Source organism: Hymenobacter antarcticus (assembly GCF_039539545.1).
GTDB classification, from domain to species: Bacteria; Bacteroidota; Bacteroidia; order Cytophagales; family Hymenobacteraceae; genus Hymenobacter; species Hymenobacter antarcticus.
Genome location: NZ_BAABDI010000014.1, coordinates 41,082 through 65,105, shown reverse-complemented (window position 1 = coordinate 65,105; position 24,024 = coordinate 41,082). Strand labels below are relative to the sequence as shown.

21 protein-coding genes are annotated in these 24,024 nt (G+C 63.0%); 10 read left to right on the top strand and 11 right to left on the bottom strand.

Going from position 1 to position 24,024, the window contains the following annotated elements:
- Positions 1-258: 258 nt before the first annotated feature.
- From ABD819_RS11405 to ABD819_RS11395, 3 genes are all read left to right on the top strand, one after another.
- Positions 259-1,263 (top strand): cysteine hydrolase family protein, encoded by a 1,005-nt coding sequence (locus ABD819_RS11405; protein WP_345124308.1) that lies wholly within the window; start codon positions 259-261, stop codon positions 1,261-1,263.
- A gap of 182 nt (positions 1,264-1,445) precedes the next feature.
- Positions 1,446-3,587: a thioredoxin domain-containing protein gene (locus ABD819_RS11400; RefSeq protein WP_345124306.1), complete on the top strand. Its 2,142-nt coding sequence runs from the start codon at positions 1,446-1,448 to the stop codon at positions 3,585-3,587.
- Between the two features lie 76 nt (positions 3,588-3,663).
- Positions 3,664-3,810 carry a hypothetical protein gene (locus ABD819_RS11395; RefSeq protein WP_345124305.1) on the top strand — a complete coding sequence of 49 codons (147 nt, stop codon included), beginning with the start codon at positions 3,664-3,666 and terminating at the stop codon, positions 3,808-3,810.
- Positions 3,811-3,973: 163 nt separating this feature from the next.
- Here ABD819_RS11395 and ABD819_RS11390 read toward each other — a convergent pair whose 3' ends face one another.
- The 10 genes from ABD819_RS11390 to ABD819_RS11345 all read right to left on the bottom strand — a co-directional run bounded on the left by ABD819_RS11390 (position 3,974) and on the right by ABD819_RS11345 (position 13,639).
- Positions 3,974-4,171: a hypothetical protein gene (locus ABD819_RS11390; protein ID WP_345124303.1), complete on the bottom strand. Its 198-nt coding sequence runs from the start codon at positions 4,169-4,171 to the stop codon at positions 3,974-3,976.
- 86 nt (positions 4,172-4,257) lie between these two features.
- A complete protein-coding gene (locus tag ABD819_RS11385; protein WP_345124301.1) occupies positions 4,258-4,530 on the bottom strand; it encodes a glutaredoxin in 273 nt (90 codons plus the stop codon).
- Between the two features lie 66 nt (positions 4,531-4,596).
- On the bottom strand, positions 4,597-4,983 hold the full coding sequence (locus ABD819_RS11380) for a metal-sensing transcriptional repressor (protein ID WP_345124300.1): 387 nt from the start codon (positions 4,981-4,983) through the stop codon (positions 4,597-4,599).
- A gap of 79 nt (positions 4,984-5,062) precedes the next feature.
- Entirely contained in the window at positions 5,063-5,485 is a 423-nt protein-coding gene (locus tag ABD819_RS11375) for a hypothetical protein (protein WP_345124298.1), read from the bottom strand.
- 48 nt (positions 5,486-5,533) lie between these two features.
- A complete protein-coding gene (locus ABD819_RS11370; protein WP_345124295.1) occupies positions 5,534-7,063 on the bottom strand; it encodes an efflux RND transporter periplasmic adaptor subunit in 1,530 nt (509 codons plus the stop codon).
- Positions 7,056-8,507 carry a heavy metal-binding domain-containing protein gene (locus tag ABD819_RS11365; protein ID WP_345124293.1) on the bottom strand — a complete coding sequence of 484 codons (1,452 nt, stop codon included), beginning with the start codon at positions 8,505-8,507 and terminating at the stop codon, positions 7,056-7,058. The genes ABD819_RS11370 and ABD819_RS11365 overlap by 8 nt, the downstream gene beginning before the upstream one ends.
- Positions 8,485-9,789 carry a TolC family protein gene (locus ABD819_RS11360; protein WP_345124291.1) on the bottom strand — a complete coding sequence of 435 codons (1,305 nt, stop codon included), beginning with the start codon at positions 9,787-9,789 and terminating at the stop codon, positions 8,485-8,487. Before ABD819_RS11360 ends, ABD819_RS11365 begins: the two co-directional genes overlap by 23 nt.
- A 37-nt stretch (positions 9,790-9,826) precedes the next feature.
- Positions 9,827-11,719: an efflux RND transporter permease subunit gene (locus tag ABD819_RS11355; protein ID WP_345124289.1), complete on the bottom strand. Its 1,893-nt coding sequence runs from the start codon at positions 11,717-11,719 to the stop codon at positions 9,827-9,829.
- Positions 11,712-13,079, bottom strand: a complete 1,368-nt coding sequence (locus tag ABD819_RS11350) for an efflux RND transporter permease subunit (protein WP_345124287.1) — start codon at positions 13,077-13,079, stop codon at positions 11,712-11,714. Before ABD819_RS11350 ends, ABD819_RS11355 begins: the two co-directional genes overlap by 8 nt.
- Before the next feature lie 164 nt (positions 13,080-13,243).
- Positions 13,244-13,639, bottom strand: a complete 396-nt coding sequence (locus tag ABD819_RS11345; protein ID WP_345124285.1) for an HYC_CC_PP family protein — start codon at positions 13,637-13,639, stop codon at positions 13,244-13,246.
- 433 nt (positions 13,640-14,072) lie between these two features.
- Between ABD819_RS11345 and ABD819_RS11340 the strand changes: the two genes are divergently transcribed.
- Positions 14,073-15,107: a DUF1259 domain-containing protein gene (locus ABD819_RS11340; protein WP_345124284.1), complete on the top strand. Its 1,035-nt coding sequence runs from the start codon at positions 14,073-14,075 to the stop codon at positions 15,105-15,107.
- Positions 15,108-15,174: 67 nt separating this feature from the next.
- On the opposite strand, the gene ABD819_RS11335 is transcribed toward ABD819_RS11340, so the two are convergent.
- A complete protein-coding gene (locus tag ABD819_RS11335; protein WP_345124282.1) occupies positions 15,175-15,357 on the bottom strand; it encodes a hypothetical protein in 183 nt (60 codons plus the stop codon).
- Positions 15,358-15,959: 602 nt separating this feature from the next.
- Here ABD819_RS11335 and ABD819_RS11330 point away from each other — a divergent pair.
- The 6 genes from ABD819_RS11330 (at position 15,960) to merA (ending at position 23,948) form a co-directional block, all read left to right on the top strand.
- The gene (locus tag ABD819_RS11330) at positions 15,960-17,297 is read left to right on the top strand and encodes a family 1 glycosylhydrolase (RefSeq protein WP_345124280.1); all 1,338 of its coding nucleotides are present in this window, start codon (positions 15,960-15,962) and stop codon (positions 17,295-17,297) included.
- A 46-nt stretch (positions 17,298-17,343) separates the two neighbouring features.
- The gene (locus tag ABD819_RS11325; RefSeq protein ID WP_345124278.1) at positions 17,344-18,396 is read left to right on the top strand and encodes an NAD(P)H-dependent oxidoreductase; all 1,053 of its coding nucleotides are present in this window, start codon (positions 17,344-17,346) and stop codon (positions 18,394-18,396) included.
- A 635-nt stretch (positions 18,397-19,031) separates the two neighbouring features.
- The gene (locus ABD819_RS11320; protein ID WP_345124276.1) at positions 19,032-20,297 is read left to right on the top strand and encodes a PQQ-dependent sugar dehydrogenase; all 1,266 of its coding nucleotides are present in this window, start codon (positions 19,032-19,034) and stop codon (positions 20,295-20,297) included.
- 658 nt (positions 20,298-20,955) lie between these two features.
- Positions 20,956-21,333, top strand: a complete 378-nt coding sequence (locus ABD819_RS11315) for an ArsR/SmtB family transcription factor (RefSeq protein WP_345124274.1) — start codon at positions 20,956-20,958, stop codon at positions 21,331-21,333.
- Entirely contained in the window at positions 21,330-21,989 is a 660-nt protein-coding gene (gene merTP / locus ABD819_RS11310) for a mercuric transport protein MerTP (protein ID WP_345124271.1), read from the top strand. The genes ABD819_RS11315 and merTP overlap by 4 nt, the downstream gene beginning before the upstream one ends.
- A 171-nt stretch (positions 21,990-22,160) precedes the next feature.
- A complete protein-coding gene (gene merA / locus ABD819_RS11305) occupies positions 22,161-23,948 on the top strand; it encodes a mercury(II) reductase (protein ID WP_345124268.1) in 1,788 nt (595 codons plus the stop codon).
- Positions 23,949-24,024 lie beyond the last annotated feature (76 nt).

Genomic DNA, 24,024 nt, shown 5'->3' with positions numbered 1-24,024 from the left:
ACAAGGCCGAAGCGGCAACCATCTGCAACCCTGTTAACAGTTTGCCGAAAGGCGGTTGGTTGGATGCCTGCCGCCAACCCCGGTCTTAACAACTAGCCATTAGCACCGCACGTAGCAACAAGCACGCTGGGCCATTGTCCGGCACTCCGGCCGGCTTTCATTGGCCTGCTTCACCCGCCCCGGCATGGTCGGGTTTCCTGGCCCCCGAATAGTTGGTCGGACCTCGCACCTTGCTTTCATCAAATTCACCCCATCCCTATGGAACACCACACCCGCCCCACCACTGGCCCCGCCACCTACCTGCCCAAGGCCGAAACCGGGCGCACCCTGCCCGCCGACCGCACCGTGCTGCTGGTCATCGACCCCGTCAATGATTTCCTGTCCGAAGGCGGCGCAGCCTGGGAAATGACCAAGGGCACGGTGGAGAAAAACAACGTCATTCCCAACCTGAAGCGCGCCATCGACGGCGCCCGGTCCCAGGGCATTCCCGTGCTGTTCGGGCCCATGGCTTACACCGAGGAGGACTACGCCCTTCACAACCTGCAGAAGCGCAGCGGCATCAACCGCCTCATGTTCGAGAACAAAATGTTTCTGGCCGGCAGCTGGGGCGCCGATTTCCACCCCGAGATTCAGCCCCAGGCCCAGGACATCGTGCTGCTGCCCCACAAAAGCTGCGACGTGTTTCAGACCGACCTGGCCGAGCATTTGGAAAGCCGCGGCATCACCCACCTGGTCATTGCCGGCATGACGGCCAACCTGTGCTGCGAAAGCACCGGCCGCCACGGCACCGAAGCCGGCTACGACGTCACCTTCCTCTCCGACGCCATCGGCGCCGCCGGCCTGCCCGAGTACGAAGCCGCCATCCACATCAACTTCCCCCTGATTTCCAACGGCGTCATCACCGTCGACGACTTCCTGGCCAGCATTGAACACTCCCCCGTGCCCGCCATCGAAGCCGGCGACACGGTGCACGGCTCCGACGACGCCGAGATTGGCAACGTAAAGAAAGTGGTGAACGACGGCGACGGCCCGGGCTACCTGGTAGTGGGGCAGGGCCTGCTCAAGAGCGACGTGTACGTTCCCCTCGACGCCGTGGTGCGGCGCAGCGGCACCGACGTGTTCATCAACCTGCCCACCCTGATAGTGGGCAAGATGCCCTGGACCGAGCCGCCCACGGCCGCCACGACCAGCGCCAAGCAGGGCCCGCCGGCCGCCGCCGTGGAGAAGCTCTACGGCTCCTACGCCCCCACGGGCCGGGCCTGAACCGGCGCATTGCGGGCCGCAACCATCCCACTTATGTGGGGTTGATACAACCAATGGCTGCCTTGCGCAGCCATTGGTTTTTCCGGGCTGCCGCCCGCAGGGTCGCACAGGCCTGTGGGGTACGAATCATGTCTTTGGAAGTCCTCTTTCTTTTCCAGGCAGCTTTGATAAATACAATCACTATGATGTTAAGAAAAGCCATAATACTCAGCATAGGCATCCAATTCATCATTCTGTCGGGCTGTGCGCAGAACAGCAAGCCGGTGAAAGACGAAGGCAATGCAAAACCAGCAAAAGAGCAAAGCAGCGGAACCCGCAACCGCTTAGCGCAAGCCAGCAGCCCCTACCTGCGCGAGCATGCCGACAACCCCGTGGATTGGTATGAGTGGGGGCCGGAGGCGCTCGAAAAAGCCAAGCGGGAAAACAAGCCGCTACTCGTCAGCATCGGCTACGCGGCCTGCCATTGGTGCCACGTCATGGAGCGCGAGTCGTTCATGGACAGCACGGTGGCCCGGCTGATGAACGAAAACTTTGTTTGCGTGAAGGTCGACCGGGAAGAGCGGCCCGACGTGGACCAGGTGTTCATGAGTGCCGCCCAGCTGCTAACCGGCAGCGGCGGCTGGCCCCTCAACGCCTTTGCCCTGCCGGACGGGCGGCCTTTCTACGCCGGCACCTACTTCCCGAAAGACCAATGGGTGCGGGTATTGCAACAACTGGCCGCGGCCTATAAAACCCAGCACCAGCAGGTGGTGCAGCAGGCCGAAGCCATCACGAAAGGCATCCAGGGCCAGGAGGTAGTAGCGCTTGCACCGGGCAGTTCCAAAAACTTCACCAAGGCCGCCTACAGCGGGATTTACGCGAACTGGAAATCTTCCATCGACTTCAAAAAAGGAGGGTTCAGCCGGGCGCCCAAATTTCCCTTGCCCGTGGGCTGGGAGTTCGTGCTCCAGAACTACTACCTGACCGGCAACAAAGAAGCGCTGGCAGCGGTGATGACCACGCTGGATGCGATGGCCAAAGGCGGCATTTATGACCAGATAGGAGGGGGCTTTGCCCGGTACTCGACCGATGCCGACTGGTTTGCGCCCCATTTCGAGAAGATGCTGTACGATAACGGCCAACTCGTCAGCCTGTACGCCCACGCCTATAAAGTCACCAAAAACCCGCTTTATGCCGAGGTGATACGGGAAACGCTGGCCTTCATCCAACGGGAGATGACCAGCCCGGAGGGTGGCTTCTACGCTTCCCTCAACGCCGACAGCGAGGGCGAAGAGGGGAAATTCTACGTCTGGACCCAGGAAGAAATGCAACAGGCGCTGGAGGAGAAGCCGGCCCGGCTGGTGGGGGACTATTTCCAGGTAAAGAAAGCGGGCAACTGGGAGCGTGGCGAGAACATCCTCCACCGGGAAAGCACCAAAGAGGCTTTTGCCAAAAGCAACGGATTAACCGCCGACCAATGGGATAAACTGCTGTCAAACGCCAGAGAGAAGCTGCTGAAAGAACGCGGCAAACGTACCCGGCCCTCCACCGACGACAAGGTGCTTACCTCCTGGAACGCCCTGATGCTGAAGGGCTACATTGACGCTTACCTGGCGTTGGGAGACGAAGCGTACTTGCAGACCGCGCTACAGAATGCCCGGTTCCTGGAGAAGAACATGGTCCGGAAAGACGGCCGGCTGTGGAGAAACTACAAGGATGGAAAACCCAGCATCGACGCTTTTCTGGATGATTACGCCTTGCTGGCCGAGGCCTACATCCATCTGTACCAGGCCACCCTGGATGTCCAGTGGCTGACAAGGGCGCGGGGGATAACCGATTATGCCGTTGCACACTTCCGGGATGCCAAAAGCGGGCTGTTTTTTTATACCTCCGGCCTAACGGGAGGCTTGGTGGTGAGGAAGATGGAGCTAACCGATAACGTGATGCCCGCGTCCAATTCCGTCATGGCTAACGTGCTGTACCGGCTCGGCGAGTACTACGACCACCCGCCTTATATTCAGATGAGCCAGGCCATGCTCCACCACGTGGCCGGCGAAGTTTCGACAGGCGGGCCTTACTACGCCAATTGGGCAAATCTGATGGGCATGATGGCGTACGGGCCTTTTGAAATTGCCGTCATGGGCAAAGAAGCAGTTGCCAAAAGCCACCAAATGCAGCGGTACTACCTGCCCACCGCGCTATTTATGGGCGGGAAGGAAGAAAACCTGCCCCTGCTGGAAAGCAAAGGCGTGGAGGAGGGAACCCTTATTTACGTGTGCCGGAATAAGACCTGCAAGATGCCGGTAAAAGAAGTGCAAGCAGCCATGCAGCAGCTATTGCCCTAAAAGGTGAGGTGGGCTTTCCCTGTAAAGTGTCTCGCCCGGCGCCGTGGACACGCCCATGCTCTGAGAAAACTCCAACGTGAAAAGCAGGAAGGAGAAAGTGGAAGGCGCCATCGGCAAGCCCGAGGCTATTGCCACCGTTATCTGCTTTCCGGCCTCCGAGCAAGCCGCCTTCGTGAACGGCACTACCGTCGTGGCCGACGGCGGCCGGCTCAATATTCTGTAGGAGCAAGGTGGTCTAGGAGTGACGAATAGAGTAAGGACTCATATTTCTTCTGTCCGTGACTATTAGACCACCTCGCTTTTGTCCGGCACGAAAAAATAGCCTGGGCGGGGGCAGTGCGGGCGCACGTGTTCCGGTCCGGGCTAGGGGGGCTCAAATGCGGCGCTTACTTTTTCGCGCAGCAGGCAGGCACGCCGGCCAGAGTGCAGGCCGTCGTGCCCTTGTCCGGGCAATCTTTAATCAGGGGACACTCCGGGGTACCTTTCAGGGGGCAATCCGCCGTATTGGCGGGGCTGGTAAAGCCAAACAGGGCGCCACCGGCCAGCAGGACGGCCGTGCTCAACAGCAACACTTTTTGTTTCATTTTGTGAGGGGTTAGGGGGGTTGCCCACTGGTACGGCAGCTGGGCAGGTGGGAAATGCAGGCCGTGCCCTGCGGGGTCAGCGCGCCTTACGCCGCTTGGCCAATGCCGGCGGCTTCCAGCGCTTCTTTGGTGATGCCGCCGCTCTGGCAGCAGGCCAACAGCGCGCCGTTCACGGCCACGGCGGGCAGGGTTTGCACCCCCAGCAGGCGGGCCCGCCGCAGGGCCGGATTGCCGGCTTCGGTCTCGGTCAAATTATGGGTAATAATGTCGCAGCTGCTGCAAGCGGCGCTTTTTACCAGCTCGACCACGGGGCTGCACAGCGGGCAGCCGGCGGTGAATATTTCTACGATGCGTTTCATACGAGAGGGGGTGGATAATAAAATGAACCAGACAAAGCTCCACTCTGCCCCCGGGTGTTCGTCAAGTTATTTCTTCGCCTTTTTTTCGAGGCCCACGTTGTGTTGCTCCAGCCGCCCGCCAATCTCGCGCAACTCCCGCATTTTCTGCGTCAGTTCGCCCTCGCTCAGCTTCGGGAACTGTTGGCGCAACTCCTCGATGCGCCCCGCGTCCTGGCAGTCGCCCGGGCAGGCCCCCACCACGTCCACGATTTGCAGGGCCAGCCCCTTGCGAAATACCTCGTCGAGCAGCAGGTGCTCAGCGCTGCTGAGCCCGCTGGTCACGGCCTTGAACTGCACCAGAATCTGCTCGGGCGCGGTAGTCTCAGCGTCCAGCATCTTGACAATGCCATGCAGCTGGCCGGCCAGCATGTTCAGGCGACTTTTCAGGTCACGAGTCAGGTCTTTGGGGAGCATGGGCTAAGCTTTTTTAACAATAACGAAGCCACCCGGGGGTATCCGTCAAGGGCACGGGCTTTTTTCTTCCCTTTGAATTCTACGCCCCGGCATTTAGCGAGCAACTCGCTGCCAGGTTGCCCAGCGCCACGTGGCACTGCTCAAACCAGGTGCCGGCCGTATGAGAGGCCACCAGGGCGCGGGCATGAGCCACGGCTTCTATGCTCAGCTGCTGGAGCAGTTCTTCGGGCACGTCCACCACGGGCCGGCCCGTTTCCGGGTGCTCCAGGCGCGTCATGCCTGCCACCCGGTATACGGTCAGGCAGACGGCGCTGAGCAAAAAACAGGTACTGTCCGGCGCTTCATACCGGATGCTGACTGTGATTTCGAGGCTTTCTCCGTGCTCGGGCACCCGGTTGAGCACCTGCAACTGGTAGGTGATGGGTGCCGCTTCGGTGGCCACGTAGTCCGGGTTGACGTTGAAATCGGTCAATCGGATGGACTGTACTTGGGCGTGAGTCATGGGGGCCAGTGTGATAGTAATAAGTATTAAGGGCCAGAAGTCTGCTGATTACATCTTCATGTTGGGGTCCATAGCCGGGGCTTTCGGGGCCGAAACCGGCTTTTTCTGCATATCCATGCCCGGCATGTTGGGGTCCATCCCGGCCATGGGGTCGGTACCCTGGTAGAGTGCGTATTCGCTCTCCAGCAGGTAAGCCCCGCTGACCACCACCTGCGTCCCCGCGGCCACACCCCCGGTGATAGCCACGGTTTCGTCGGTTTCGGCCCCCGTGATGACTTTGAGCCGGCGGAAGCGGCCGGCGGCATCCACCTGCTGCCAGATATAGCTGCCGCGGCTGTCGCGCAGCACCGCGTCCTGGGGCAGGGTCAGCGCACTGGCCGTTGTACCCCGGCTAGCAGTCAGGCGCACATTGGCCTGCATGCCGGGCTGCAGCCGCCCGCCGGGGTTGGCCAGCTGCACGCGCAGCAGCGTCACCTTACTGTTGGCCTGCAGCTCGGGGCTGAGGAAAACCACCTTGCCAGCGTAGGTATCGGGAAGGCCGGCTACCTGCACCTGCACCGACTGGCCCGTCTGGATGCCGGCTACTTCCCCGGGGTAGAGCTGGGCTTCGACCCACACCGAGGAAAGGTTGGTGAGCGACACGAGCAGCGCGCCCTCGCCCACGTACTGGCCTTCCGTCACGCCCACAGCTTGCACCAGCCCTGCGTGCGGGCTGTAAAATGTCAGCGAGGGCGTGGGCCGGCCCGTAGCGGCAAGGGTGCGGAGCTGCCCGTCCGTCATGCCGAGCAGGCGCAGCTTCTGGCGGGCGCTGGCCACCAGGCGGCCGTACTGGTTTACGCTCGTGCCCACGGCCCGTAGCTGGGCCAGGCTCAGCAGGTATTCCTGCTGCAGGGCCTGCAATTGCTCGCTGTAGATAGCCACCAGCGGGGCCCCCGCTCGAATCGACTCGCCCGTCTGTCGCACAAACAGCCGCTCGACGCGCCCGGCCACCCGGCTGCTGACCGTGCGGGTCTGGTTGGCGTTGGCCGTGATGGTGCCCGTGAGCACGGTGCTGCTGCCCGACCCGCTACCGCCCGCGCCGAGGGCGGCCACCCGAATGTTGGCCAGCTGCCGCTGCTGCGCGCTCAGCATCACTTCCGGGGCGGCGGCGGGTCCCCCAGCCGGGGTTGCTACTACCGGCGCGGCCTTAGTCGCTTTCACCAGGTTCATGCTGCAAATCGGGCATTTGCCGGGCTCTTCGCGGCTGATTTGCGGGTGCATGGGGCAGGTGTAATGCGTGAGCGCCGCCGACGCGGTGGCCGTGCCCGTAGCCGGTTTGGCGGGGGCTACCTGCTTGGTGGCTTTCACCAAATCCATGGTGCAGATGGGGCATTTGCCGGGCTCGTCGCGCACAATTTGCGGGTGCATGGGGCAGGTATAGTAGGTACTGGAGGTGCTGGTGCCGTCGTGGGCGTGGGTTTCCTCGGGCGGGGCTTTTTGGCACGCGCCGGCTCCGAAGGCGAGCAGGCCCGCCAGCAGGGCCAAGGCCAGCAAGCGGCCCGGAGCGCAGCGGGTGAGCAGATTACGAAGCTTATTCATCGCGGTAGTCGGTCTTGGATGGGTTCGATGTGGGGGGCTGGTTGGACGTCGGAGTCCGGGCGGTTTGCACAAATCCTTCGCTGTCGACCAGAAACTGGGCATTGGTGGCCACCGCGTCCTGCTCGCTCAGCCCTTGCAGAATTTGCACCCGGTCGGCGCTGCGTCGGCCGGTCTGAACCGGCACGGCCTGGAAAGCACCGCTGCGGCGCACAAAGGCCACCTCGCGGCTGCCCAAGTCCACCACCGCGGCCCGGGGCAGCCACAGCCCGCCCGTGGCGGGCACGCTGACGGTGCCAGTGAGCAGGGTCCCGCTGCGCAGCTGGCCATTGGTATTGCTTAAGTGCACCCGCACGGCCCCGGTGCGGGCACCTTCGCGGAAGAAAGGCTCTATCAGGTCGATGCGAGCGGTTCGGGCGCGGGTCGGGTCGTTGTCGGGCAACACCTGTATGCGCTGGCCCACTTGCAGGGCGGCCAGCTCATCGGGCCGGGGCTCGAACACGCCCCACACCTGCCTGGTGTTCACCACCCGAAACAGGGTCTGTCCCGCCGTGACGTAAGCGCCTTCGGTGAGCGTCAGACTGGCTTCGGCTGGCATGGTCGAAGTGGCGGCTGGCGTGCTACTCGCCGCGGGAGCGCCTCCGCCCATAGCGTCACCGCCGCTGCCCATACCGCCCCCGGCCGGGGCGGGTGGCGGCGGCAGGGCTCCCCCGGGCTGGGCGGGCTGCTCGACCACGTACCCGGTGTAGGGACTATAAATGGCCACCTTATACTCGGGCTTGCGGGTGGCGACGGTGCGGGTTATTTGCGCGTCGGTCAGGCCCAGCAGGCGCAGCTTCTGACGCGCCCCCCGCAGCAGGGTCTGGTTTTGGGCGTCGTGGGTGAGAATAAAAATCAACTCCTGCTGGGCCGTCACCAGCTCGGGGCTGTAGAGCTCTAGCAGCTTCTGGCCCTTGGTGACGGGCTGGTAGTTGAAGCGGATGAGCAGCTTTTCGATGCGGCCCCCGAAGCGGGCGGCAATGGCTTCCGTGCGGCGCGTGTCGTATTCCACCCGGCCGGTTAGCGTCAGCGTGAGGTCGGGCGCGCCAGTGGTGGGGTACACGGTGGCCTGGGTGGAGACCACCGTCGCGTCGGGGGAGCGGAGTAGGTTCTGCAAACCGCTGCTGGCCGGGGCCTGGGTGCCGCCCGCCTTGGGCTTTTTCACCAGGTCCATGCCGCAGATGGGGCAGTCACCGGCCTGGTCCCGAATGATTTGCGGGTGCATGGGGCAGGTGAACTGGTCCCCAGGCTTTTCGTGGCTGTGCGCGTCGGCGGCCGGGGCCTCCATCTTGCCGGTGGCATCCGCTGGCTTTTTATCGGCTCCGCAGGCGCCCAGCAGCAGGGCCAGCGGCAAAGCTGCCCGCACGAGCCGGGCCCGCAGCGGGCTATTGTTCCAGCTCTTTTTCATACGCTATTTGCTGAGTGAGTTGCTGTTGGAGGTTGTCCAGGTATTCCAGCCGGGTCCGCTTGAGGGTGGTCCAGGCTTCGAGCACCTGAAAAAGCTGGCCGGTGTTCTGCTCGTAGGCCAGCATGGTGGCCTGGTAGCTGCGGCGCAGGGCCGGCAGGATGCGCCGCTCGAAGGCCCGGGTCTGCTCGCGCCGCAGCGTCAGGTCGGTTTGTAGGCTGGCCAGCCGGCCGCTGGCTTCGTTGAGCACGTCTTCGCGCTGCTTGCGCAGGGCCTGGGCCTCGAAGCCCAACGCCGCCGTGTTGGCTTTGTATTCGCGGGCGGCCCACGGGGCCAGCGGAATGGAAACCATGCCCATCACGGTAAACTGGTTGGGGGTCCGGCCCAGCCCGCGCATGTGGTCGTAGCGAACCCCGAAGTCGGGCCGGCGGCGACTGGCTTCCAGGTTCTGGCTCAGGCGCACGGTAGTCAGGGCCCGGTCCAGGCTGCGCACGTCGCTGCGTCGGCCGGCCAGCGCGGCCGTGTCCAACGGCGCCAGGGCGGGGGTTGGGGAAGTGAGCACGGCGGTGTCCACGGCAAAGGCTTCGCTGCGCGGCCGGTTCATGAGCGTGTTGAGCGCAATCAGGTTTTGCGTGGCCCGGGCCGCGGCTTGGCGGTGGTCGTTGAGGTGCATTTCCAGCCGGGCCTTGGCGTCGTAGATGTTGGGCAGCGTGGCCAGGTTGTAGGGGTAGCGCGCCTCGGCCAGCTTGATGAGAAAGCGCAGCAGCTCCTCGTTCTCGTCCAGCACGGCCAGCTTTTTGGTGAGCACGGCCTGCTCGACGTAGAGGGTTTTGGCTTGCGCCCGCAGCTGCACCACGGTGTTTTGCTGGTCGGCCTGCACCACGGCCGCCTGGCTGCTGAGGTACTCCCGGCGGGCGCGCTGCTTGGCTGGGTTGGGCAGCTGCTGCTCCACGGACACCATCTGCATGCCTTCGCCCTGCCCGTTGTTCATTTCCTTGATGGGCCGCTGGTTGTAGGGCGTCATCCAGAACCCGGCGCTGACTTTGGGCGCTTCCCAGCTGTTGTAGCCGGCCACGGCCGCTTCCTTGGCCCGCGCCTGGTAGGTGTACCGCTGCACGGCCGGGTTGCGGCGCTCCACGATTTGCAGGACCGAATCGAGCGGTAGCACGGGGCCGTCGGGGGGCGCCATGTGCATTTCCTTGCTCATCGACTGGCCGTGGGCGGCCGGACCGCCGGCCACCAGCAAAAGCAGGGAGGACAGGGAGATATTAAGCCAGTGTTTCATGACGCAAAAGGGAGGGAGCCAAGTCCCCGTCCAATTATTAATGTGAGACTTCAAGGACATCGATTTTTCCGAATTTTCGTAGCTCGTACTCCTTGGTGTACAGGAAGATGAGCGGCGTGACGAGCAAAATGTGGGTGGCCGAGGTGAACACCCCGCCTATCATGGGCAGCACGATGGGCAGCATCACGTCCGAGCCCGTGCCGGTGGCCCAGAGCACCGGCACTAGGCCGAATAGCGACACCGAAACGGTCATCAGCTTGGGCCGCAGGCGCTTGGCCGCGCCGTGAAATACGGCTTCCTGCAGGTCTTCCTTGGTGATGGTTTCCCGGGAGTTGCCCTTCAGCGCCACCAGCTTCTGCATGGCGTCATTTAAGTAGATGACCATGATGACGCCCGTTTCCACGGCCAGCCCGAACAGGGCAATGAAGCCCACGGCTACCGCCACCGACAGGTTCACCCCGTAGAAATACACCATGTAGGCCCCGCCAATCAGGGCGAAGGGAATGGTAATGAGGCTCATAAACGCCTCCCGCACGGAGTGAAAGGCGAAGTACAGCGCCCCAAAAATCACCACCAGCACCAGCGGTAGAATGAGCTTGAGCGTGCGCTGCGAGCTAATCAGGTTCTCGTACTGCCCGCTCCACTCCAGGTAGTAGCCCTGGGGCAGCTTGCTCTCCACGCTTTGCAGCTTTTGCATGGCGGCGTCCACGGTGCTGCCCAAGTCGCGGCCCCGCACGTTGAAGAGCACCGCGCCGCGCAGCTGGGCGTTTTCCGAGCTTATCATGGGCGGGCCCTCGGCGTAGCGGATGGTAGTCACGGCCGACAGCGGCACCGGCCCGTAGCTGGCCGTCTGGATGGGAATGCGCTTGATATCGGCCAGGCTGTTGCGGTAGTCCTGGGCTAGGCGCACGTTGATGGCGAAGCGGCGCCGGCCCTCCACGGTGCTGGCGATGGGGGCCCCGCCGATGGCCGACTCCACCACCTCATTCACCTGGTCCACGGTGAGGCCGTAGCGGGCCAGCTCGGGGCGGTTCATGTCGATTTCAAGGTACTTGCCGCCCGTCACGGGCTCCACGTACAGGTCTTCCACGCCGGGCACGCCCTTGAGGGCGGCGTTCACCTGCTGGGCCACGTCGTTGATGGTGTTCAGGTTCTGGCCGTACACCTTCACGCCCACGTCGGTGCGGATGCCGGTGCTGAGCATGTTGATGCGGTTGATGATGGGTTGGGTCCAGCCGTTGACCACGCCCGGAATCTGGAGCTTGCCGTTCATCTCCTCAATCAGCCTGGCCTTGGTCATCCCTTCGCGCCACTGTTCGCGGGGCTTAAGCAGGATGATGGTTTCAATCATGTTGATGGGCGAGTTGTCGGTGGCCGAGCTGGCCCGCCCGGCCTTGCCCAGCACGCTCAGCACCTCGGGCACCTGCTTGATAATCTTGTCCTGCACCTGCAGGATGCGCTTCATCTCCGTGTTCGACACGTCGGGCTGGGCCACGGGCATGAACAGGATGGAGCCCTCGTTGAGCGGCGGCATGAACTCGGTGCCCAGGCTCATGACTAAGGGGATGCTCACCAGCAGGGCCAGCACGTTGATGGCCAGGGTGGTTTTGCGCCAGCGCATCACCCAGTGCAGCATCGGCGAGTACACGCGCTCCAGGAAGCGGTTGAGCGGGTTCTGCTCCTCGGTTTTGAACTTGCCCTTCAGAAAAAAGGAAATCAGCACCGGGGCCAGCGTCACGGCCAGAATGGCGTCGATAATCAGAATAAAGCTCTTGGTCCAGGCTAGCGGGTGGAAGAGCTTGCCCTCCTGCCCGGTGAGCAGAAACACCGGCAAAAAGGAGGTGACGATGATGATGGTCGAGAAGAAGATTCCCCGCGACACCTGCTTGCTGGAGGACTCGATGATTTCGAGCCGCTTTTGGTTATCCATGAGAAACGGGGGTTGGGGTGGAAGGAGCCGGACCGGCGGCGGCAGGCAGGGCGGTTGGCGGCTCGGGGCCGGCGTCCGGCGGGCCGCCCGCACTCTCCCCGGCCTGGTACTCGGCCAGGTTGCGGTAGGCGTTTTCGGTCATCACGATGCCGTTGTCGACGATGACGCCGATGGCCAGGGCAATGCCGGTGAGCGACATGATGTTAGAGGAAATGTCGAAGGCGTTGAGCAGGATGAAGCTCGTGGCGATGGTGATGGGAATCTGAATCAGGATACTCAGCGCGCTGCGCCAGTGAAAGAGGAACAGCAGCACGACCAGCGACACCACCACCATTTCCTCCAGCAGGGTGTGCTTGATGGAATCCACCGAATCCTGAATCAGCCCGCTGCGGTCGTACACCAGCTGAAACGAGACGCCCGGGGGCAGGCCGGCGCGGATTTGCTCCATCTTGGCCTTCACCCGCGTTATCATGGCGTCGGCGTTTTCGCCGTAGCGCATTACCACGATGCCGCCCACGGCCTCGCCCTCGCCGTTGAGGTCCATGATGCCCAGGCGGGCTTCGCCCGTCATCTGCACCGTGGCCACGTCGCGGATGCGCACCGGCGTGGTGCCCTGGGTGATGACCGGCACGTTTTCCAGCGTGGCCATATCCTGGATGTAGCCCGTCGTTTTGATGATGTAGCCCACGCCCGACTGCTCGAACTTGCGGCCCCCGGCCTCGTTGTTGTTGCTGCGCACCGCCGCCAGCACCTGCGGCAGCGTGATGCCGTAATACGTCATCTTGGTGGGGTCCACCGTCACCTGGTACTGCTTCTGGAAGCCGCCGAAGCTGGCCACCTCGCTCACGCCGGGCACGTTTTGCAGGCCGAACTTGACGTACCAGTCCTGCAGGGCCCGCTGCTCGCCCAGGTCCAGGCCGGGGGCCTTGAGGGTGTACCAAAGCACGTGGCCCACGCCCGTACCGTCGGGCCCCAGGGTGGGGGTCACGCCGGTGGGCAGCAGGCGCTGGGCGTAGTTGAGGCGCTCCAGCACCCGCTCGCGGGCCCAGTAGATGTCGGCGTCGTCCTCGAAAATCAGGAACACGAAGCTCATGCCGAACATGGAAGTGCCGCGCACGGACTTCACCTTGGGCAGGCCCTGCATGTTGGTCACCAGCGGGTAGGTGACTTGGTCCTCCATAATTTGGGGGCTACGGCCCATCCACTCGGTGAAGACGATGACCTGGTTTTCGGACAGGTCGGGGATGGCGTCGATTTTACTCGCGCGTACTGAGTACGCGCCCCAGGCAAACAGGCCGGCGGCCAGCAGCAGCACGAGGTAGCGGTTCCGCAGGGAAAAGGAAATGAGTCGCTCAATCATATATGATTAGCAGCAAGAAGATGGGAAGCGTCACGGCGCCGGAAACCCCAGGCGAGGACATCGGCGGCCCGGTTGGCTTGTCGCGGGTGCGCGCCGCTGGAAGCAGCAGTACGCACGAAAGCCCCCAGCCGACTGGCCGGAGGAGACGAGCATCAGCCCACCAACTAAATCAGAAAGGCGTGCCCGCGCACGTAGGCGGGGCACTCCGGCGGCTGGGCCGCGTGGGCCAGCAGGCGGCTGGCGGGCTCATCAGCGGGGTAAGCCACTTGGCTAAGCTGCCACACGAGCCGCAATACAGCGGGCGGCGGGGCCACGTCGGGTGCCTGCAGCAGGAAGTGCGTGGCCGTGAGCTTGAGGTCTTTAGTCGCGCTGACCACCTTCTGGTCGTGGCAGCAGCCGCAATCCGGCGTACCCTTTTCCTGGCAGCAGCAGTGCTTGTCGGCATCGGCGGCCACCGTCACGGCCGTCAAATCCTGCCCACAGAAGTGCATGCTGTAAGCCAGCCCGGGGCTGGACAGCAGGTAGCTAAAGAGCAGGAATAGGCTGACGTAGCGTTTCACAGGATGGTAAAGGCGGATTACGCCGGATTGCTCGCAAAGGTACGCCGCGGGAAAACGCAGGGTTTTACACAATTCGGATTTAGATATGCGTAATTCCCCGGCGGCGCTTGGTGCAGCAACCCGTCGAGGACCATTCGGGCGAAACCGAGCCCGAACAAATAGTAATTGTTGCCGATTGGGCGCAGTGCATACGGTACTGCACCGCGGCCCCCAACGGCCAGGTCGCCACCCGTCATGACAATAAGGCCGAGTACAATACTCCCGAACTCAAGGTGACCCTGGACCAGTTGGCAAGGCAAATTTCTGGTTGCCGGTTGTGTCCAGACCAAGCCAAACTTGCTGCTACAAATTGTGCTCCATGCCGGAGCAGGTTGAGCTAACCAGGTGCCTTTTCCTGCGTAAACAGAGCCTTTTAACCCATACTCTGTGCTCGATGAATGACTTCCGCTTTTCCCGCCGCGGCTGGCTCAAGACCATGGCCCTGGCGACCACTCCTGTGCTGCTGGGCACCCTGCCCGCCTGGTCGACCGCCGCGGCCGCCGGCAAAACCCCCGCGCTGACCGCCGCCGAGATTGCCGCCGTGGAAGCGGCCATGGGCAAGAAGGGCACCTACGTGGAAGCCCAGGCCACGCACACCACGCCGCTGCCGCGCAACGATTTAAAAATCACCATCAAGGGTGAGCCGGTGCCTATCCCCTTCGGCTTTGGGGGCTGGGTAGCCATCAAGCACACCCTGGACGGCAAGTCGGCCATGCTCATGAGCGACACCGTGCTGCTGCAGGAAGAAGTCAACCCATTGATGTCGGCGGCGCTGGCCCAGGGACTGGAAATTGGGGCCGTGCACAACCACTTTTTTTACGAGGAGCCGCGCATCTTTTACATGCACATCCACGGCATGGGGAGCCCGGCCGAGCTGGCCCGCAAGTTTGCCGCTGCCCTGAAAGACTCCAAGCTACTGCCCGCCAACCAGCCCCGGCCCAGCGCCGGCGCAACGGCCGACCAGCCCGGCAACAACGCCACGCCCGCCGCCGGCCCGCCCACCGGCAAGGAGCTGTTCGACCTCCCGGCGCTGGATAAGCTCATCGGCTATCAGGGCGTGGTAAATGGCCCCACCTACAAGTATACCGTGGGCCGGGCCGACCTGCAATCCATCATGATGGGCACGGAGATGACGGCCGCCATCGGCCTGAACTCCTGGGCCGCCTTTGCCGGCAAGCAGGCCGACAGCCATATTGCCGGCGATATTGCCATGCTGGAGCACGAAGTAAACCCGGTCATCAAAGCCTTGCGAGCGCACAACCTGGAAGTGGTGGCCGTGCACAACCACATGCTCTTCGACCAGCCCCGCATGATGTTCCTGCACTATTACGGCCGGGGCCCGGCCCAGCAACTGGCCAGCGGGTTTCGCGCTGCGCTTGACCAACTCGGCAAAGCCAAACCCGGGGACAAGGATGGCATGAAGCACTGATTGCGGAAGACGGCCGGGCGTTTGCCCGACTTACGCCGATTACGGCGTCATTCTCTTGATTCAGCGGCTACAAACCAGGCGCGTCAGCCAGTTTGTCCAGCGCCGCTCTTAGCGGTGCCGCTTTGATGAGCCCCAGCCAGCGACCGCGCACCTGCAACTTCTCATCCAGAAGCACCACCGTGGGATAAGCTACTTGCCCCTGCTCGTCGCGGGCCAGCGCCAAGCCAAGGCGCTGGCCCGTGGTCTGCAACGTATAGGTACGCCCGGCCAGCTGGAGGGGGTTCCCGGCTTCCCACGTTCAGGGCCGCGGCGTAGACCCTTGTGTTCAGGCGGTCGTTTACTCCCTTATCCCGGAAACTGTTCAGGTCCTGCAGCTTGTAGTAACGGCACGAGGGCGGCTCGCCTCGTCTTTTTTGGAGGCCATGCGCCCAATTTTCGGCCGGCTGCTACCCTACTGCCATGGCCTGTACTCGCTGCAAGACCCGGGCTCAAGCGTGCTTGCCGGGCACCCAGCCCTGGCCGGCGATGTCCCAGCCGTGGGCGGCCAGGGGCGCGACGAGGGGAGTGGACATGGGCGGGTGGGAATGACTTGGGGGTATTATGAAGCAGCGAACAAAGCTGCACCAAATACCGGGATTGGCCCGAGCCTGGCATCCTGGCCGTGACGACGCGATGGCCTTATAACAAGGCAAATTGTCGGGTGGCCGACAAAACCGCATTTTACAGTTGCCCATGTCTTGGTGTGGCCCGTACTAACAAGTAGCCCGGCTTATGGCGGGCCAGGCAGGCATTTTCCTGCCCTTGGTACGGGCAGGTTGACCCAGTCCTCTGTACCCACCATTTCCTGAATATATGGCCCACTCTTTTCTGACCAACATCAAACGGCACTTCGGCAGCGGCGGTTACGCCGGCGACGAATACGGCGGGGCCGGGGGCACTTCCGGCCGGGGCCTGCCGAGTGGCAATGCCGGCAATTTTATGTTTGCCACGGGCATCGAGTGTTCGTACCCCACCATTGGCAACGGCAAAATCCGCCGCGACCTGCTGGAAGAATGTGGGCACTATGAGCACTGGCAGAAGGATTTGCAGCTCGTGCAGGATATGGGCCTGAAGGTGCTGCGCTACGGGCTGCCCTACTATAAAATCCATAAGGGCCCCGGCGAGTACGACTGGGAATTTGCCGATAAAGCGATGAACGAAATCAACCGGCTGGGCATCACCCCAATTCTGGATTTGATGCACTTTGGCGTGCCCGACTGGCTGGGCAACTACCAGAACCCGGAACTGCCCATTCACTTTGCCGACTATTGCGGGGCCGTGGCCGAGCGCTACCCCTGGGTGCGCTACTACACCCCCATCAACGAAATTTACGTCACGGCCAAGTTCAGCGCCAAGGATGGCGTCTGGAACGAGCAGCTCAAGTCGGACGAAGCCTTCGTGACCGCCATGAAGCACTTGGTGGCGGCCAGCATCATGGGCAACCAGCAAATCGCCCGCCACCGCCCCGACTGCGTGATTGTGCAGAGCGAGTCGGCCGAGTTTACCCACGAGCTACGGGCCGAGCACTCGCACGAGGTGCAGCTGGGCAATAAGCTGCGCTTCCTCTCGCTGGACCTGCTCTACGCCCACCACCCCGACGGCGACGTGTGTGCCTACCTGCGCAAAAATGGCATGACTCAGAAAGAGTACGACTGGTTTATGGCTGGTGAACCCCCGGGCTACCAGATTATGGGCAACGACTACTACGGAACGAACGAACGCATGATTCTACCCGGTGGGGAAGTACGCATCAGCTCGGAGGTGATGGGCTGGTTCAACATCACCCACGAGTATTACCTGCGCTACCACAAGCCGGTGATGCACACCGAAACCAACGTCTTCGACGCGGAAGAGGCCCCCACCTGGCTCTGGAAGCAATGGGTCAACATCCTGAGGATGCGCAAAACGGGCGTACCCGTGCTCGGCTTTACGTGGTATTCACTTATCGACCAGATTGACTGGAACATTGGACTGGCCCGCAAAGAGGGCACCGTGAACCCCTGCGGCCTCTACGACCTGGACCGTAAGCCCCGGCCCGTTGCGGAGGCCTACCGCCAGCTACTGCGGGAATACGGCAACATCACCATTGTGCCGCATGGCGAGCTGTTTGAGCAAACCAACCGCCCGGCCACGCTCAAAACGGACATCTAGCCGGCCGTATCCTCTTCCGTCCTTCATCCTTCATTCCTCCGCTCCGATGCCCACCCCAGCCGACCAGATAGCTCCCCCCGCCGCACCGCGCCGCCTGCGCGTGCTGCTCATTGCCGGCTCCAACCGCCGCCAGTACAACTGCCCCGGCGTGGACAGCAAGGCGCGCACGCTGATGAACCGCCTGGCCGACCGCCTGCCCGCCACCTGGGACATCGACACCGAAGACCTGGGCAACGTGTACGGCTGGGCCCGCATTCAGCCCTGCAACGCCTGCGTGAGCACCAGCATGGCCCTGTGCGTGTGGCCCTGCAACTGCTACGAGAAAAACAGCCGGCTCGAACCCGACCTGATGTGGAACCTGGACCTCTACAGCCGCCTCGACCAGGCCGACGCCTGGTGCATCATCGGGCCGGTAAACTGGTACGGCCCCAGCTCGGTACTCAAGCTGCTGTTTGACCGGCTGGTGTGCATGAACGGCGGCAACCCCAGGGAAGACCTTATCGACCACAAAGACCCCGAAAAGGCCATGGCCCTGGAGCACACGCCCGAGTGGGAAAAGCTCAGCGTCAACCATCTGGAGGGGCGCACGGCCGCCTTCTTCTGCTACGGCGACGGCGGGGGCGACGAGCTGGACGCGACGGGCCGCCCCAAAATCCTGCGCCACAAATCCTACTTCGACCCCGAAAAAGAGCCGTTCGAGGATATGCGCGACACCTACGCGCCGCTGGTGTGGCAGTGCCGCTACGGTGGGGTGGAAGTGCCCGATGAGCTCTGGCAATACGGCGAAACCGGCTACGGAAAAAAATACTCCGACGACCAGGCCGAGGACATGGTGCGGGACGACCCGTTTATGGCGCAATTTGACCAGTGGGCCGTCGCCATCCGCGAGGCCGTGGAGGCCAAGGGGCCGGTGCCGCCCGGCCGCTACCGCGCCTACGGCCACGAGGCCCCCGGCCACCTCTGGGCCGACGTGAAGCTGGGCTGGCGCACGGCCCGTATGCTGCTGGGCGTGCCACCCGAAGGGTCGTCGCCTGAAGCCCAGCAGGAGCTGGGCCTGAACCAGGATACGCCCCTGCGGCCCGATTTGCCCAAAACCTAAGGAGAAAACGGCCACTACCCACCAGGATAGAGCCCTGCTGATTAGATGGTGTTGAGATACCTGGTAGTGTATGAAGGCCTCAACCTTGTTGTGAGTATTAGAGCTACTATCACTTGATGGTGAGATTTTTATATAATTTAGAACGTCATGCTGAGCTTGTCGAAGCATCTCTACCGCTTCGTATGAGCCGTTCAACGAAGCGGTAGAGATGCTTCGACAAGCTCAGCATGACGTTCTGAGTGTAACCCTTTAGCAATCAACTGATAATAACTCTATTAAGTCCTGAGCAGGAAACGGGGCGAAAAAAACCCGGCGTTCCTGGAGTGCCGGGTTTTTTGCATGGCAGAAAGAGCTCATTTAACGCCGATGCATTTATTCCGGGCAATTGTCGGGCAGCGGACAAAGCGTTGTTTTTAAGCAACTTAAAGCCCGGCTCCGGCGTAAGCCACACAGCGAAGCTTTATGCCAACCAGTGCCCTGGCCGCCTGCGGGACCAGGGAAATCCCTCTCCGGGCCACTTCTCCGCCAGCTCCGCCGTTCGCGGCCAGCGACTGCCCTGCCCCAGCGCCCCGGCCTTCTCCCCTCGTCCTACGCTTGCCGCTCCTGCTTTTTTCATACTTAAACCCCCGATAACCATGCGTTGCTATTTACTTGCCACCGCCCTGTTGCTGAGCCTGGCCGCCTGCAACAAAAACAACGACCCCGAAGTGGACCCCGCCACCCAGGATTTCCCCACCGAAGTGCTGCAGCCGGTTACGACCACCGTGCGCCTGGTCGATTTGCCGGCACCCTTCGCCAGTACGTCCGCCACCAACTTTCCGCAGGTGCTGGCCGCCCGTCCCGCCAATGCTCGCCTGCGGGTACCGCAGGGCTATGCCGTCAATATTTTTGCGGAGGCACCCAATGCCCGCTGGATGACCGTCGCCCCCAACGGGGACATCTTCCTGGCCCAGCCCAGCCTGAATCAGATTACGGTGCTGCGCGACGCTAACCGCGACGGCCGGGTCGATGAAACGTTTGTGTGGGATGCGGGCGGCGTGCTCTTCCTTCCCCACGGCATGGCCTTCGACGGCAACTTTCTCTATGTCGGCAATACCAACTCCATCATCCGCTACGCCTACAGCAGCGGCCAGACACGTGCGAGCGGGGCCGCTACTCAGCTCGCGGTCCTGCCGGGAGGCGGCAACCATGTCACCCGCACCCTGCTGATTCACAACAATAAGATTTACGCCGCCGTCGGCTCGGCAAAAAATGTCGGGATAGAAGACGACGTGGAGCGGGCCAGCGTTCAGCAGTACAACCTCGACGGCACCGGCCGCGTGACCTACGCTTCCGGCCTGCGCAACCCCGTGGGGCTGGCCCTGAACCCCCAGTCCAACGCTATCTGGACCGTGGTTAACGAGCGCGACGGCTTGGGCGACGAACTGGTTCCGGACTATGCCACGGCCCTGGTGCCCAATGCCTTCTATGGCTACCCCTACGCTTACCTGGCCCCCGGCAACCGCGACCCGCGCATTACCGCGACCAGTCCGCTGACGGCCACCACCCGCACCCCCGATATTTTATTCAAATCGCACTCGGCACCGCTGGGCCTGGCTTTTTACACCGGCACGGCGTTTCCGGCCGATGCGCGTGGCGACGCCTACGTGGCCTTTCACGGCTCGTGGAACCGCTCCGCCGGCACGGGCTACAAAGTGGTGCGGCTGAAGATGAACGCCCAAGGCCAGCCCGAAGGCGGCTACGAAGATTTTATAACGGGCTGGCACCTGAACGCCGACCAGCCCGGCACGCCCCAGGTATTTGGCCGGCCAGTCAGCATCGTCACGGCCTCCGATGGTTCGCTGCTCGTTTCCGACGCCGTAGCGGGGATTATCTGGCGCGTGCGCTACCGGGGCAATTAGCCGATAACAACCGGAGAGGGCCGGCACTCGGCTGGCCCTCCCTGCACAAGGCAGCAGCGGGCCCAGGGCTGATGCCAACTTAAACAGCTTCTAAGCGAAGGCGGTGTCGCCCCTGCGGCCTGGGCCGAAGGTAGCAAAAGCCGGGCGGCTACCTGCCGGGTGAGCACGCTTCGGTGAGTCCGACCACGTTTTTTCAGCCGGACCCCGGATGCGGCAGTCGTTGGCACGGGGGGTAGCCTTACAGGGCCGGGCAACTTTTTTTTCGAAACTAAAAAACGAGCTGATTTTTCTTTGGTGCCTTGTAAGGTGGACCGGTGGTAGCGCGACCATCGGCAGTGTCGGGCACCGGCAGCCCGGCATTATCCCTGCTGCTTGTGCGCCCCACCGCTGCCCTTCGTGCCTGTCGGCTGCACACCCGGTTGTTCCCGCGTCCGGTGCTGAGGCTTGTTTCTGTGCATTTACTCAACTTTTTTCGCTGTCCTTCTGTGGCAAACCAGCTGCTGGCAGTTGTCCGGAAAGCTCAGGGGGTGGTCCCTGCTCCAACTGTTGTGCTATCGTTGTTGCTGGCGAGGAAAAAACGCAGAAGGGGGTTGAAACCTTTGTGATTTGTTTTAGCTTTCACTTAAATAAGCAACTAATAAAACGTGTTTTCTTCGTCATGAAATCCCCCTCCTGCATCCGGGTTTTCGCGGATACCCGTCACATTGAACACTGCCAGCAACTGCTCACCGCCGTGGCCCCGGACCTGCGGGCGCTAGCCGCCCTGCTCAACCTGGCTGGCAACGAGGTGCGCCTGAAAATCCTGTTCCTGCTCCACGCAGAGCAAAAGCTCTGCGTGTGCGACATCGCCGACGTGCTGAACATGAACGTGTCGGCCGTCTCCCAGCACCTGCGCAAGCTCAAGGATGGCGGCGTGGTGGGCGCCGACAAAGTCGGCCAGACCATCTTCTACTACCTGCAGCCCGCACACCTGCCCCTGCTCAAGCCTTTGTTTGCGACCATCGCCGCTTCCCCCCTTACCAAGCTGCCCCAATGAACCCCTCCACCCCCCAATCCCCGAACACGTCGAATCCTGAAACGTCCGGCACCAAGTCGCTGGTCGGTGCCGGGCTGCTGGCCGCCTTCGCGGCCTCGCTCTGCTGCATCACGCCCATCCTGGCTGTGCTCGGCGGCATCGGCGGCGTTGCTTCCACCTTCTCGTGGCTGGAGCCCTTCCGGCCCTACCTGATTGTCTTGACCGTCGGCGTGCTCGGCTTTGCCTGGTACCAGAAGCTCAAGCCCCGCCCGCCGGCTGAAATCGCCTGCGCCTGCGAGGCAGACGAAAAGCCCTCGCTGCTGCAATCGAAAGGGTTTTTGGGTGTGGTGACGGTGCTGGCCGCCGGGCTGCTGGCCTTTCCCTACTTCTCGGGCAGCCTCTTGAAAAACAACGCCCCGGTGGCCACGGCCACGGCCCGGGAAACGGGGCAGGCCCGCCTCTCCATCGCGGGCATGAGCTGCTCGGGCTGCGAGGTGAGCGTGAACCACGCCCTGAACGCCACGCCGGGCGTGCTCACCGCTTCGTCTTCTTTCTCCGAGGGCCGGGCCCTGGTCACGTTCGACCAGCGCGAGGTGAGCGCCGACCAGCTGGCCAAAGCCGTGACCAAAGAAACCGGCTACGCGGTGACCAAAGTGGAGCTGGTCCCTCAGCCGTAATCCCTTGCATCTCCTCCGTTCACAGCGCGCACGACCCTGTTCCCATTGGCCGGCCTTTCCCGGGCACTGCCCATGGCAACCAAAGCCAGCGGCAAGGCGGCTAAAAAAGCAACCCTGGGCGGCGGTGACTGCTGCTCGTCCCTTTCCAGCCTGTTTAACTAAGTCTTTATAATGGCAACCAAAACCATCGAATTCGGCATTGGCGGCATGACCTGTACCGGCTGCGCCACGGGCATCGCCAAGCAGTTCGTAGGCAAGCCCGGCGTCCTGGCCACCGACGTGAGTCACCCCGCCGGCAATGGCACGTTTACCTACGACGGCGACGTTATTTCGAAAGAGGAGATTGCCGCCACCATCACCGCCTCGGGCCACTACGAGGTGACCGGGGAGATTGCCCCGGGCCCCGCCGAGGGTACCGCAGCTCCCATCCCCGAAGCCCTAACGCCCGCTACCCAATCATCCACCGCCCCCCGGACCGGCACCACGGACCGGCCCGCGTCGGCAACGCCTTCGGCCGAGCTGGCCGGGCACGGTCCCCAGGGCACGTTTTTCGACCTGGTTATTGTCGGGGGCGGCTCGGCGGCGTTTGCGGCGGCCCTTCACGCCAACGAGCAGGGCCTGTCCACGCTGGTCGTCAACGGCGGCCTGCCCCTGGGCGGCACCTGCGTCAACGTGGGCTGCGTGCCTTCCAAGTACCTGATTCGCGCGGCCGAAAGCTTTCACCACGCCGGCCACTCGGCCTTCGCGGGCGTGCAGGCCGGCCGACCCGCCCTGGAATTTGCGAAGGTCATCCGCGAGAAGCGTGACCTGGTGAACCAGCTGCGCGGTAAGAAGTACGAAGCCCTGCTTGCTGACCTGGAAAACGTGCGCGTGGTAGCCGGCTGGGCCGAATTCGTCGACGCCCGCACCATCCGCGTGAAGGGCCCGGACGGGAAAGAGACCGAGTACACGGGCCTCAAGTTCATCGTGGCCACGGGCGCGGCCCCGCTCATCCCAGCCATTGAGGGCTTGGATAAAGTGCCCTACTTCACCTCCGAGTCCTTGTTTGAGCACGAGGAGCTGCCCGAGTCGCTGACCATCATCGGGGCGGGCTACATCGCGCTGGAAATCGCCCAGGCCTACCAGCGCTTCGGCAGCCGCGTGACGGTGGTGCAGCGCTCGGCCCACGTGCTGAGCACCCAGACGGCCGACGTGGCCGAGGAGCTCACCCGCCACCTGCGCGCCGAGGGCCTGACCATCCTGACCGGCGCAGCCGTGGAGCACGTGGCCACCGACGGTCCGCGCGTCACCGTGCGGGTTCGGGTGAACGGCAGCACCCAGGAAATTGGGAGTACCCACTTGCTGCTGGCGGCCGGCACCCGGCCTAATACCAGCACGTTGGGCCTGGACAAGGCGGGTGTCACGCTCACACCCTCCGGGCACGTGCAGGTGAACGCACAGCTGGAAACCTCGGCCGCCAATATTTACGCGGTGGGCGACGTGACCCCCAACCCGGCCTACGTGTACGCCGCCGCCTACGAAGGCAAGCTGGCCGTGCAGAACGCCTTCGCGGGCGCGGGGCGGGCCACCGACTTCACGGCCCTGCCCTGGGTGGTATTCACCGACCCGCAGGTGGCGGGCGTGGGCCTCGACGAGCGCGGTGCCGAAGCCGCCGGCCTGCCGGTGGAAGTGCGCGTGCTGCCGCTCTCGGAAGTGCCGCGCAACGTGGCGGCCAAAGACACGCGGGGTTTTATCAAGCTGCTACGCCACGCCGAAACGGACGTGCTGCTCGGTGCCCGTATCGTGGCTCCCGAGGGCGGCGAACTGCTCTCGCCGCTGACGCTGGCCCTGAAGGGGGGCCTGACCGTGGCAGATTTAGCCAACACGTTCTATCCCTACTTAACCCAGTCCGAAGGCATTAAGCTGGCCGCTCTGTCCTTCAGCCAGGACGTTGCCAAGCTCAGCTGCTGTGCCAGTTAGGCCCTTGTGGTGCCTACGCTGCGTTTTCCGGTATTGATTGCCGGGTGATTTCCCCTTTTTTCCCCAACACTTATTC

What these genes read in the sequence shown, in the direction of transcription:
- ABD819_RS11330 (WP_345124280.1), top strand. Translation starts at nt 15,960, where the DNA reads ATGGCCCACTCTTTTCTGACCAACATCAAACGGCACTTCGGCAGCGGC.
- ABD819_RS11315 (WP_345124274.1), top strand. Translation starts at nt 20,956, where the DNA reads ATGAAATCCCCCTCCTGCATCCGGGTTTTCGCGGATACCCGTCACATT.
- ABD819_RS11340 (WP_345124284.1), top strand. Translation starts at nt 14,073, where the DNA reads ATGAATGACTTCCGCTTTTCCCGCCGCGGCTGGCTCAAGACCATGGCC.
- ABD819_RS11360 (WP_345124291.1), bottom strand. Translation starts at nt 9,789, where the DNA reads ATGAAACACTGGCTTAATATCTCCCTGTCCTCCCTGCTTTTGCTGGTG.
- ABD819_RS11325 (WP_345124278.1), top strand. Translation starts at nt 17,344, where the DNA reads ATGCCCACCCCAGCCGACCAGATAGCTCCCCCCGCCGCACCGCGCCGC.
- ABD819_RS11400 (WP_345124306.1), top strand. Translation starts at nt 1,446, where the DNA reads ATGATGTTAAGAAAAGCCATAATACTCAGCATAGGCATCCAATTCATC.
- ABD819_RS11355 (WP_345124289.1), bottom strand. Translation starts at nt 11,719, where the DNA reads ATGGATAACCAAAAGCGGCTCGAAATCATCGAGTCCTCCAGCAAGCAG.
- ABD819_RS11365 (WP_345124293.1), bottom strand. Translation starts at nt 8,507, where the DNA reads ATGAAAAAGAGCTGGAACAATAGCCCGCTGCGGGCCCGGCTCGTGCGG.
- ABD819_RS11350 (WP_345124287.1), bottom strand. Translation starts at nt 13,079, where the DNA reads ATGATTGAGCGACTCATTTCCTTTTCCCTGCGGAACCGCTACCTCGTG.
- merTP (WP_345124271.1), top strand. Translation starts at nt 21,330, where the DNA reads ATGAACCCCTCCACCCCCCAATCCCCGAACACGTCGAATCCTGAAACG.
- ABD819_RS11370 (WP_345124295.1), bottom strand. Translation starts at nt 7,063, where the DNA reads ATGAATAAGCTTCGTAATCTGCTCACCCGCTGCGCTCCGGGCCGCTTG.
- ABD819_RS11385 (WP_345124301.1), bottom strand. Translation starts at nt 4,530, where the DNA reads ATGAAACGCATCGTAGAAATATTCACCGCCGGCTGCCCGCTGTGCAGC.
- ABD819_RS11375 (WP_345124298.1), bottom strand. Translation starts at nt 5,485, where the DNA reads ATGACTCACGCCCAAGTACAGTCCATCCGATTGACCGATTTCAACGTC.
- ABD819_RS11390 (WP_345124303.1), bottom strand. Translation starts at nt 4,171, where the DNA reads ATGAAACAAAAAGTGTTGCTGTTGAGCACGGCCGTCCTGCTGGCCGGT.
- ABD819_RS11320 (WP_345124276.1), top strand. Translation starts at nt 19,032, where the DNA reads ATGCGTTGCTATTTACTTGCCACCGCCCTGTTGCTGAGCCTGGCCGCC.
- merA (WP_345124268.1), top strand. Translation starts at nt 22,161, where the DNA reads ATGGCAACCAAAACCATCGAATTCGGCATTGGCGGCATGACCTGTACC.
- ABD819_RS11405 (WP_345124308.1), top strand. Translation starts at nt 259, where the DNA reads ATGGAACACCACACCCGCCCCACCACTGGCCCCGCCACCTACCTGCCC.
- ABD819_RS11380 (WP_345124300.1), bottom strand. Translation starts at nt 4,983, where the DNA reads ATGCTCCCCAAAGACCTGACTCGTGACCTGAAAAGTCGCCTGAACATG.